Source organism: Barnesiella propionica (assembly GCF_025567045.1).
Lineage (GTDB): Bacteria > Bacteroidota > Bacteroidia > Bacteroidales > Barnesiellaceae > Barnesiella_B > Barnesiella_B propionica.
In genome coordinates this window covers 1-12,888 of sequence record NZ_JAOQJK010000004.1, presented here as the reverse complement: position 1 = coordinate 12,888, position 12,888 = coordinate 1, and the positions used below count along the sequence as shown (strand labels likewise).

At 39.8% G+C, this 12,888-nt stretch carries 7 protein-coding genes; all 7 read right to left on the bottom strand.

Annotation, left to right across the window (positions count from 1 at the left end; genetic code table 11):
- Positions 1-20: 20 nt before the first annotated feature.
- Entirely contained in the window at positions 21-3,059 is a 3,039-nt protein-coding gene (locus tag OCV73_RS06445) for a golvesin C-terminal-like domain-containing protein (protein ID WP_147550540.1), read from the bottom strand.
- Positions 3,060-3,430: 371 nt separating this feature from the next.
- A complete protein-coding gene (locus OCV73_RS06440; protein WP_147550537.1) occupies positions 3,431-4,270 on the bottom strand; it encodes a hypothetical protein in 840 nt (279 codons plus the stop codon).
- Between the two features lie 236 nt (positions 4,271-4,506).
- Positions 4,507-6,966 carry a phosphodiester glycosidase family protein gene (locus OCV73_RS06435; RefSeq protein ID WP_147550535.1) on the bottom strand — a complete coding sequence of 820 codons (2,460 nt, stop codon included), beginning with the start codon at positions 6,964-6,966 and terminating at the stop codon, positions 4,507-4,509.
- A gap of 25 nt (positions 6,967-6,991) precedes the next feature.
- On the bottom strand, positions 6,992-9,454 hold the full coding sequence (locus OCV73_RS06430) for a phosphodiester glycosidase family protein (protein WP_167551225.1): 2,463 nt from the start codon (positions 9,452-9,454) through the stop codon (positions 6,992-6,994).
- A gap of 2 nt (positions 9,455-9,456) precedes the next feature.
- Positions 9,457-11,835 (bottom strand): Ig-like domain-containing protein, encoded by a 2,379-nt coding sequence (locus tag OCV73_RS06425; protein ID WP_167551224.1) that lies wholly within the window; start codon positions 11,833-11,835, stop codon positions 9,457-9,459.
- 11 nt (positions 11,836-11,846) lie between these two features.
- Complete coding sequence (locus tag OCV73_RS06420) at positions 11,847-12,758, bottom strand: TolB-like translocation protein (RefSeq protein WP_147550529.1); 912 nt, start codon at positions 12,756-12,758, stop codon at positions 11,847-11,849.
- Between the two features lie 7 nt (positions 12,759-12,765).
- Positions 12,766-12,888 (bottom strand): T9SS type A sorting domain-containing protein (locus tag OCV73_RS14560; protein WP_147550527.1); only part of this gene is annotated, 123 nt, incomplete at its 5' end.

The window sequence follows — 12,888 nt, the reverse complement described above, 5'->3', positions numbered from 1 at the left end:
TAGTGTTTGTTCGTTTATATCTATTTTGTATTATTCTCTTCAAAAAAATTTAATATGCTTTTCATCAATATATCTCTTTGTCTTTCTTCTTTAATAGATTCGAAAGGAAATCCTAATATACATGTTTTATATTCCTGACCGTCGTAAGCTATACCGGCACTCAGATTATTCTCGGCGTAACGGAATATCGTATAACTACCTTCGCCGGAAGGTTCTATTCCGTCAGGAGATTCTACTACATATGATTGTTCATTCGGAACATTATAGAATTCAGGTGCTTGTTTCTCGAACATTTTAAAAGGCGATGCTACAGATTTGACTTTCCCTTCGACCGAAGCCTGTCCGGTTCTCCAAGAATAATGTAATATATCCGTGGCGAATTTCTTATCTTCTTCTAAGGCATCCTCTCTATCCCACAAATCGGTAGCAATAAAAGCTCCGGTGACCAAAATACGCCCCCCCTGCCGGCAATAACCGGCAATTGCATTCTGCAATGCAGCAGGGAATGTTTTGAATTGCGCATCATATACGCCACGACCCATCTTTACTTGTTTCTCTTTTCCCAATATTAAGTCGATATACCGGTACTTATTCACATCCGTCATGCCATCCATAACAGCCTCATCGCTGGAGGAAACGAAAGAATAACCGGCTTTTGCGATAGAACGGCCATGCAAGGCGGGATAATCGAACGTATTACCCGCAATCACTTTGTCTTCATAAACGGAACGGCTCGCTCCGAAACCGGCCGCATCATCATCCATCCAAGGAATACGGCGGCGGAATTCATACTGGCTGCCTATATAATTGATATCACGAAGATAGGGAACCCCATGATCTTTTTCATCATAAAAACCAGCTATACCATCGGAAACAAAATCATCGGGAGCACTCACCCGGTCAAATCCGTTCACGATCAACACCATACCTTTGGACTGAGGAGCCCGATAAACCGAAAGTATTTCCGACGGGAAGCTCTCGCCTCCTTCATTTACGGCCGTTATTTTAAAACTATATATCTTTCCGGGCTCAACACGTCTACGGAAAAAAGTATCATCTACTAAAACCCCATTATCAAAACTACCGTCACCTATACGAGTGTAAACAATATATTTATCGGGCACAGCGGTAGTTTCCAATGGATCGTTTACTGCATTCCACCGAAGCGACACTTCTCCCTCATCGGACAAGACCGAACTAAGATGATCGACAGGTAAAGGTTGTACTACGTAATCACGATTGTATTGATGGGACAAAAATTGCAACATTCCTTTATATATGGCACGGCTTACTGTAAACCGGAAACGAGGATCGAGCCCGTAACGCATATCGGCAAAGTTCTGATGTGACAGTAATTCCAGCAACATAGTAGGGACTTGCGGCACGCGGGCCTCAAAATAAGACTGGTTCCACATTCCCCGGCGAGTCCATTCCGGTTCATGCAAACGACGAATATCATTTACGATATTTGTCATGATCAAGTCAACCAAATCACGGGAAACATAGCGGTTAATCTTATTGGCAAATTTCGGTTCTGCTCCATTAATACCCGTACAGAAAATTCCCAAAGTACCTATAATCGAGTCATTCGGAGTAGTTCCGGCGTCGGAATGAAATGCGAATGCCATGTCTACCGGAATATTGAGCCCTGCACTATCAGGCAATACCGAAGACCCTCCGGCCAAATAGTTGACCCATTCTCCACGGGATTTATAATCATCGGTATAATCATTTACGCCTTTGCTTAAAGAATAAACTTTCTCCGGAAAACCGGCCCATTGCAGCCAATATCTGGCAGCCTCGGTGAAACGGGGATAACCGCTTAATTCATATTCGTAATCAATAGAAGGAACCTCCGATTCTTTTTCTTTAGCAACAGCTTCGGCACTTTTTACATTATCGGAAATACGGTTTCCTACTTTTCTGGCAATATTTCCATAACCGCCTCCGATCTTTACGGCATCCGCTGTCAATACACGACCTGCTTTCCGGGAACGGTTGCTTAATTCAACATACCCCGTTTTTCCTTTATCAAAAGTAAAATGTCCCAAATATATCCAAGTGCCTCCTCCCATAGTCTGGTTAACAAGAAAATCGGTTTCACCTCCTTTATGACAGACCGTATAATGAGCATCATCGGTACTATTCTCAACTGTCTTATAAGAGACATAAACAGCATATTCACCGGATTCGGGAATAAACGGAGTCCACTTTATCTTGCTATCATTAACTTTCTTACCGTCTTTTACTGTTTTGATTTGACGATATGTACCTTCCATGAAAGGATTTTGATTATCTATATAGTATTCACGAAGATGGGAAAAACCTGTTCCCCCCGTCTCCCAAAGATTTTTTGCCGTTCCATTAAACTCTTCATATAACGACGAATCACTATTACGGTCATTATCTACAATAACCTCATGTGTATTGATATCACGTTCCCGGGGGGTAAGGACACATGCACCTGCGTTTTCAAGCATAGGAACGAGAAACGGCATCACATAACTCTGGGTATAAAGATCTTCAACCGTCTGGAAAATTCGGGCACGCTGCCATTCCCACCGGTTCAGTTTTGCTTCGAAATAAAATCCGTGGCTTTGCCATAAAGCAATATGACGTCCCGACAAACCTTTCTCGGGAACATAAGGAGAAGATAAACGGGTTACCAAAGGACGGTCACACTTTGTCGTAAACGTTTTCCCTTTATCCGAATACAGTTGTAAATTCTCTATCGGATTGCCAGATGATTTTATTGAAAGTTTGTAAGATGAATAATTTTCCGGCAGTAAAGCTTTTACTGTTTTATAATATTCTGCCACATTATTTTTTCTTAAAGGTATATAAGAAAAAGAATCGCCCATTTCGACACAAACGGTTTTCTTTTTGTCATCAACCAGAATCGACTTTACTTCTATATTTCCTATAGCCAGATTAGCTGGTTTCATCGAAGCCAGCTTATATGAAATCTGTTTTTGCAAAGCAGTAATATCCTGAGCGTTTCCTCTTAATCCGACTACTGCGGACAGTAGCAGTAAAACAATAATGCGTTTCATAAACATTGGTTTACAACTTCGACTATCTGGTATTATCAACTCCTGAGAACTAAGCTTTAAATAGACCCTTGGTATATCAATCCTTTCAAAATTAATCAAACACTTTTTGTCTCTTCAAGGTATTAAAATCCTCCTCAGCGTTCTACACGGAACAAATATAGAATTAATATTTTAGAATCGGAAACATTTATTTAGTGATTTTCAATTCACCCCTACTAATTTCACATTAAAAAACATAGGCTACGAGTTGTAAAGAAAAAACTAACTTTGCTTAACTATTATCCAAGAAAAAATAACATAACCCCACCCATATTAATATAATACAGGCTTAGCACGCAAAACAACTTTCTAATAAATATGAAATAAAAAGGCAAATATCACCTATACAGCGTATGGTATTGGATAAGTCCGTTCATCGGATTTTTCTCTATCTTTTCGATAGTTACCCCAAAGTCATCGGCAACTTGCTGCAGCAAGTCTGCATAATTATCGGCAACCCACCCCATAAAACATACAGGATAAGATTTATAATCATACTGAGCGATATTCCGCCTGAAAAAACTCATCAAGTTATTATAAACAAGACTATATACATAATCGTCATCCAGATGTTCCGCTAAAAAATAAGAGAACGATGACAAAGAACGGTTCGGAGACGGGTTACTATAGACGGAGTCGAGAATCTCATCGGCAGATACGCGAAACTTTTCATAAAAAGCATCCGCCAGATAACGCGGAGCCATATTCTTAAGACAATCGCCCAAGAAATGTTTCCCCATTACGGCACTACTGCCTTCATCTCCCAATATATATCCCAGGGAACGTACATTCTTTACGATAACCGTACCATCATACATACAAGAATTGGAACCTGTACCGAGAATACAGGCTATACCCGGCCTGTCAATAAGCAATCCCCGTGCCGCAGCGAGTAAATCGCTTTCAACAATGACAGGCGATTTAAATTGAGCAACAAGAGATGCCTCCAGTATTTTCTTCTTATCTACATTGGTACACCCTGCCCCGTAGAACAAAACCTGCTCCCAGCGTTTCTTAAAAAAAGACTCCGGCAAATCGAGGCGAATACTGTGACTTATTTCACGCCGGGTTTGAAAAAAAGGATTTATTCCTTCTGTAAATGCATGTTCTATGACGGTATTGTTTTCAACCAAAACCCACTCAGTTCTAGTAGAACCGCTTTCCGCAATAATTTTCATAGTATGTAACTATTTTCATGGCAGGAAAAACATTTGTCTCTTGCCCTTTTCTTCTATCTATATTTATCTTTCAAGTTTTCACAAAGATATAATTTCTTTTGACATCATCCAAAAAATCACATGTTTTTGTTACAAAATGATAAATTGAATATATTCAGGGCATTTTACATGTAAAAAACACAGGCCGGAAATACTACATTCCCGACCTGTGAACTAAAAAAACAACTCAAAAAATGTTATCTTACAGGAAATTTTGCGGTAAGAATATCACTTCCCGTTTTCACTTTCACAATATATACGCCCGGATTAAAACCGCCGACAGGTATATTTAATGTACAATCGCCGACTTCTTTGGTTCCAAAACGATCGTTATAAACAAGTTTTCCGGAAGCATCCCAAATAGCGGCCGAAACTTCAGACCTGACAGGTTGAACGAAGTTAAGCCGGACATATCCCGGATATGAAATATCCGCATTTAATCGTTTACTTTCAAATGTCAATACGTCTACCCCCGAATCATCGCCCGGATAATACACTTTAAAATCACGCAACGGGATTTTAATATCTTTCCCGGCCGAAGCGTTTCCCAGCATTATCTTAATACTCTCCAGCGTTATAGGATACACGGGCACATCAAATACTTGTCCTTCTTCGGTAAAAGGAATCACATAAACCGAATCGTTCTGCGGTTCAGGAACGATCTCACAAGTCAGGAAATCCTTTTTCTTCTGTGAAGTAAAAGTAAATACCATCTTATTAATAACCGAATTCTGCGGACACATTTGCAAAGACATCGAATCAGGAAGGCTATAAAAATCTTTGCCCCAATTCATAAGGATATAAGGAGCACGGCCTGTGCCTAAATCGAAACTCATGTTTGTGCCACTCTTCCAGCCGGCCGGTAAATTCGCAGCATCACTGCGCAAATTTGTTACTGTAGAACTACTTGTAATATTCCAGGCAGAAAGATCATTAAAATGGTCTTCAACTCTTATTCCTCCACACATTTCGACCTTAACATTGATATTCAAAGTTAAAGTATCAAATACTCCTGTTAATACGGTTTCGCCCTCGGCCAGACCCTTTAATATACCGTTATTAATCGAACAACAGTCCGGATTTGTAGAAGTCCAGCTAAATGCACCCGGATCGAGCTGATATTTCGCCCCCCCAGCACTGCCTTCGATAGGAATCATATACTCCCTGTTTCCATCAAGCAATAAATTATCGGAACCTACTTTAATCCCGGAAACACCTTTCATTGTTACCCTTATTTCGGACTTGAGCCCATTCTTCTCGGCAATGATTTTTCCATCGACAGCCGTAGCTGACGAATGAAATAATCCGTCATCATCTACATATCCCATTTCTTCCGGCACACAAGTATATGTAAATCCTTTCACATCCTTCTCAAGAATCTCATCATATTGGTTGAAAGCAATTAAAGATAGAGGTGTTACAGAAATAACAGAAGGAGATATGCTTGGCCGGGAAAAGGTATAATGATCTACCTTCTTGTCTTCAGGCGCCAAAGATACTGCCAATAATGCATCTTCTACTGGACGAATAGAACCTCTGGCCGGATAATTAAGCATCTCCGCATCTACAACAATGGCAGCAGAACCCCCACTGTCGAAATTAACGATATCCCAGGAACCATGGGCCAACATCCAGTTTGCCATCTGGACACAGTCGGTACCCAAGCTGGCAGGAGACATTTCATTCAAAACAATGTATAATTTAGTCTTATCTTTGGAAATACCAGCCAATACATGTGAAGATATCTCATATTCGCGACCACCTTCAAAATCATTATATTCTCCATCATGGAGCACTCCGTTATGTGCTATACTCGGATATCCATGAAAGGCTGCCGTTATATTTTCAAGAGGAGTTCCGAACTTTCCATTTTCAAATTTTTGCGATACGTACACTACATCACCGGCTTTTAATTTTCCGTCAATGGCATTCAATTTACTTCCCCGCAAGAAAATTACACACTCCGTTTTACTGGTTTGCAAAGGAGAATCCGATATTTCTAAGACTTCACAAGGTATATCCGGCCCATTTACTGTCCAGGCTGCCTTAGGTAATAATTTTATATATTTTCCCGTCTCAGACAGTATCCTCGAGTTCAAAGTATTAAACAGCACACAATCTCCTGTCACACCGGCAGCCTGAGAATTAAAAAATTCTATGCCCACCTTACTCTGGTCCGGCAAAATCAATGAAGAACTAAGAACCGGATAAAAAACACCTGCTTTCTTATCTTTGTTTATTGCCAGTAACGAACGTCCCCAGCCCGATCCGTAACCTATTTCTCCTTCACTTATATTAAGCCCTATACATACACCTGCCTCATAAGAAAAGAAATCATGGTTAAATGCGACCCGCACCTGATGGCCGGGATAAGAATTTTCCGTAAAATGCTGAGGAACCGTCCAGCGATAAACATCGGGAACCTCATGCCGCGAATGAACCTGCTCGATCTTATTATAAGGGTTAGAAAGATCTATCTCTGTAACCCATACGGTCATGGGATAATTACGAAAAATCATTTTAGTATACTGTATACCAGGACCTAATGTATAGCTTTCCAGTGTATCTCCTACCCCCCATTCAGGAGCAGCAGCTCCTGCCGAAAACGGGAGAATCGTCCCCAGTACAACATATTTCAATACTTTAAAAAGTTTCATAAACAATACGTTTTTAAAATTAAATTCATCTCACAGGAAATTTGGAAACAAATATCGAATCTTTGGTATAAACCTTTATCACATAAATGCCCGGAGCAAAACCAGACACAGGTATACTGTAAATTGAATCCGAGGATATATTCCCTGTATCGGCCAGCAACAACCGACCTTCCATATTGCAAATCTCTGTTTTTACAGCCCCGGTCTGTATTCCCGGTAATTCTAATACCAGATTCTCAGCCCCGTCAATATAAACTTTTAAACCTTTTTGCCGGGAAACGCTTTCGACTTTCATATCCCCTTTCAAAGGATAATAAGCTTTAAGATCCCTCATAAAAATATTCAAATCATTGCCTTTCTTTTGCTGGTCCAAATTAAATTTGATACTCTCCATTACAATAGGGAACATAGTTATATCGTATGCAGCGTCCTCTGTGCTAAACGGCACTACATATATGGAATCCTTCTTTTGTTCGGGCACTATTTCATAAAACAAAAAGTCTTTCTTCAAATTGGAAGAAAAAGTTATGCTTATATTCCGGACAAAATCGGCTGAAGGCATCAATTCCAATGAAATAGAATCTGGCAGGCCGAAAAATGTAACGGGATTTTTCATTTCTATATACGGTCCGCGACCAGTACCCAAATTAAATATCATATTCACGCCGTCATTCCAACCTGCAGGTAAACCTGTATTATCAAAATGAAGATTAGTAACCGCCGAAGTCATATTCATAGGATAATCCGCCATATCGGAAAAATCTTCACACACAATTTCATTCATACCGATTTCCACTTTTACATGTAAAGACAAAGTATTATCTCCACAAGTGCCGGTCAAATCGCTTTCTCCATTTGCAAGTCCTTTTACTATTCCATCCTCAACGATACAACAGGCAGGATCGGAAGATACCCAATCAAAAGCGGCCGGATTTATCTTATATGTTTTTTTCCCAAAGACAGATGTCAGATTTATCGGATATTCCCGTATATTATCTATCAAAATATTCACAGGCTCAACTTTTATGGGATTTTCAGCCGGAACAATATTAACGAACAATTCACACTCCTTGTCTCCTTTACGTGCCGTAACGATTCCCGACATTTCCTGCCCTCCAGCCAAAAAATTACCATTCGAATCGACAGTACCCAAATTTTCAGGACAGACAAACTCCACATCTTTTAAATCGCTATCCAATATTTCACCATATTTATTATGAGAAAGCAGTCTTAAAGGTATCGATGCAAAAGGGATTGCTTCTATAGAAGGACGGGAAAAAGTAATTGATCCGAGTTCATCATCAGCCGGAGCATACGAAATACCCTGGAATGAATCCATTACAGCTCTTTCTCTCCCATCTGTAGGATTATTGACTACATCGCCATTAACAACCATGGTAGCAGATCCTCCTCCATCAAAATTAACGACATTCCAGGCCCCTTGGGAAACAAGATAATAAGCTATCTCGACCATCGTTGCTTTATCTACCGTAATAAGAAAAAGCTTTTTCCCATCTTTAGTTATACCGGCCAAAGTACAAGGATAATCCCAATTTTCACGTCCGGGTTCGACAAAGTCATTATATTCCTTATCGTGCAATTCGCCATTCAGTATCACACTGGGCCAGCCATGGGCTACCTGCAATATATTTTTAGCCGGGGGAACCGAAAGACCTGAATTAGGAAAACGTCCTTCCAGGAATTCCTGAGATATATAAATAACATCTCCTTCCGACACTTTCGATTTAAAGAGAGTTTCTGCTTCTCTCCTTACAAATAGTATATGGCTTTTCTTGTCAGGCTGAATAGCTTCCTGACTGACTCTTTTTACTTTACAAGCGGTAGGTTCTCCATTTATAATCCATTCGCCCTGCGGTTCCAACAATACGTATGTCCCGCTCTCATTCAAAGTCAGAGAACAAAACGGATTGAATAAAACACAATTTCTAACACTTTGTATTCCGTAAGCCGATTCGTTTATATTATCTATATTTAAACGGGTATTATCCCCGAATATGACAGAAGCGCTAAAATTCGGAGGGAATACTTCAGCTACTTTATCCTTACTAATTGATAAAACCGATCTGCCATAATTCCCATAATGGCTCACGATCTCTCCATTACGGGCATTAATACCTGCCGCCGTAGTCTGATTACTGTAATGGAACAAATCATGATTAACCCCGCAAAAAGACCGGTGACCTGCATATGTATTACTTTTACATTGAGATGACGTAGTTTCTCTCTGAGGATCGGGAGTCTTCAAATTCGAAGGGTATAACTCAACATTATTATACGGATTATTCAAATCTATAGTAGTTTGAAATACATGCAAAGGTTTCTTGGTAAACTCAATGCGGGCATACATGGCTCCGGGGCCTATCGAATAATATTCAATCGTATCTCCTTTGCCCCAATCGGGAGCTTGTGCCCCGGCGGATAAGGCCGTAACCATACCCGCCATAAGCAACATGCTTCTTATCTTCATCTTCATCTGACTATAATAACCGGAACTGAATCGACACCTTTGTCTGTTTCAACTTTTAACACATAAGTACCGGGAATAACATCCGACACTTTAAGAGCCGAATCATTCACTCTCTTAATCAAAGCCCCTCCAATAGAATATAATTCTAATGCACGGATATTAGATTCCGATGTCACTTTGATAAACTCGGAAGCCGGATTAGGAAAGACATTCAAACCTTCGGATTTCGTTTGTTCCACACTATTAATGAGCTGATCATAAACGATCATATTATCCAGGCAGAAATCACCCGTAGCTGCCAATGGATGATTAATACGAACAAGTTTGACACCGGTAAACTGATAGTCTTTCGACGAATCCAAATTCAATTTTACTTCACGGAATTGCCATCCCCTGAAATTCAAAGTAGCAATTTTAACCAATTGTACCTCAGTACCCGACGTAAATTGTAAATAAACTTCATTACCGGTCAGATCGCCGAATACATGCAGACCGATCACCTTATTTCCTTTCGCCGTTACAGCCGATGGAGCAGACACTACATACATAACAGAACCTTCGGTTCCCTCAAATGTATACGTAAAGTCATAAGACGACGCATCGAACAATTTCTGGGTCGTATACCTCTTAGCAGCAGCCGATTTTACACCGGTGCTCTGTTCCGCATTATAGGCAAACAAATCCGTACCTTCAAACGATTCTACCACAGTACCCTCATTGGTACGCACATCTACCGCTTTGAAAGGTATTTCAATTGTTTTAATGGCATTAAGCCCCTCGGTATCTTTAAGACCATCCGTGATTTTAATTACATAATCGTCACCTATTTTCAGGTCATTCGAGAATGTCGCTGTAAAGTTTCCGAATTCATCACCTATTTTATTATAAGTTACAGCACGCGCATTGAATGCAACCTCCGCGCCTGCTTTATCATAAGCTTTAACATAGTTTCTAATATTAACAGGATCCAATACATGATCGAAACGGAACTCAACAGTCGGTTTCGCATAATGTATGACGCCTCCGTCAGGACTTGCAGCTATCATCGACAATTTATTACGTCCCTGAGTCAGGAAACTGAAAGAAAAATCATTTTCCATGGATATTTCTCCCGGATGTTTAGCTGTTTTGGCTAACTTAACGGTATAGTTTGTTGCAACTTCATAAGGCTGCGTCGGAGTGAAAATCATGCGATACTGAGAATCCTCGAAAGTAATATCACCTTCTACAGCCGGTTCAATGGAAAATGCATTTATAACAGACTCGGTATCCATATCCCAATTAAATTCCAAGGTAATCGGAGTCCTGCAATTTATACTATCATTATCATCTGCCATTACAGGAGAATATTTTGTTACCACCGGGGGAGTACTGCGTATCCGGTCCATAGGCATATTCGCATATGTTATCTTATCTGCCGTAACCACAACATCCACAGTCTTATCATAATGATCTGCCGCTTCTACTTTGATTTGGTAATTACCGGGCTCCAGATCCTTAAATACATATACACCATTATATAAGTTATCGGTTGTATAAGTAATATTATTGGGCAAAAGGGTCACTTTTGCTTTCGTTAAAGGCACCAATTTATCTCTACCGAACTGTTTATAGGTTTCGGTACGGGTCATACGACTATCATAAACAGCTCCCGCGATATTACCTTTAGTAAAACCGTCTCTCTCGAAATACTCCATTACAGCTTTTACAAAATGCCAGGATTCCATCCATTTATAGTCCATATTCAACAATCTGTATGTTTCAGGAACATATTCATGGAAAGAACCTTCGGAAAGCATTCCCGGCACGGTCAGTCTGCGCAAAACGCCCAGACCGGCATTATTCCAGTCGGGATAAAAATCAAAATCACCTGCAATATACTCTTCGGTACGGGTCCAGTAGGCCACCTCGTTTTCGATCAAATGCTTAAATAATATTTTAGACATTACTTTATCGGCCGGCTTTATAGGATTCTGTGTATATCCCCTGAATAACATTAAAGGATAATTTACACGTTCCGATCCTGATCCCAATGCATTACTATGAATGGAGAAAAACATATCGGCACCCCATTCACTGGCCTCACGTCCTATTGTTTCGAGCCCCCTGTCATCTTCCGTTCGATTTAAAACACGCGACATCATTACATCAGCACCTTGCTCCTGAAGCAAATCGCGTAACATGAGTCCTTTATGCAAATTACTGGATGATTCCCAAAAGCCCAGAGTATCACCCTGTGCATAAGGATATACGGCAACATTACGGTCATCCGAATCATAACCTCCGTGACCAGGATTAACATATATTTTTAAACCGGACAAATCTTTTGCCTGTACGGTAAATGCCAATAAAATACTTAATAATAGAAATATCTTTTTCATAATTATATTTTTCATTTGATATTACTTAATTCCATTACATATATTTTCCCGTCAATCGTGCAATAAGCTACTTTACCGGCATTACCTGCAGCAGTAGGATTCATTGCCATACTTTCCGGACGGGTAAGGTCTTGAGAACGTTTTCCGTCAATACTTATCAACTTAAGTTGTGATGAAGTAAACTGGTGGCCATCGTCAGTAGCATTCATTACTACGACATATTCATTACCATACCATACCGGAGCTTCATAATCGCCTAATTCCGATAAGATATTTCCTTTCATATCCAATACGACTACGCCCTTGCCAACAGCTACTGTAAGAATTTTAGTGCCATCGGGAGAAACTGTTGTCCATAAATAACTTTGCACCTGATCACCATAAGGACGAATTATTCTTGAAGATGCACCGTCACAAACAACGATCTTGCCTTCTTTTACAAGAGAGTAAACATATTTTTTTGAAACAGAAGCATTCTTCGATTTCATCAGTTTCCGGTCAGCGGCAACAGTCATACCGCCATTTACCGCCATAGGTTTACTCATTTCACGTTTAGAAGATATGATCTGATCCGCTTTTTTTAATTTTACGTCATAGCAATTTAAAGACTGATAGCGCAGTTTATTAATAAATTCAACCGGACGATAATATATTTTCGTCCCGTTTTCATTAAATATAGGATCAAAACCTGCCCCTTTAGCTGTTGTAATAATTTCGGAATAATTCCCTGACAGATCATACATTTTTAATCCTTCATAATTTTCCGATGTATAAAGCATTTTCATTCCATCGTCACTTAATACAGGATAAAACATCCGGCTCTCCGTTTTTTGCATGACCGGATAATGTTTTTCAACTTTTACAATTTGTCCGTAAAGCGTAAAAGAACACGCCATTAAGACGATTGCCAATTTTGTTTTCATAAAAAGGTTATTTAGTTCTGTTAATAAGTAATTTTGTAATCTTAATATCATTCTGAGTACTGATCTTCAATATATATAATCCGGAAGAAATACCTTTGACCGATACGAAATTGCCTTCCGTGACAAATCC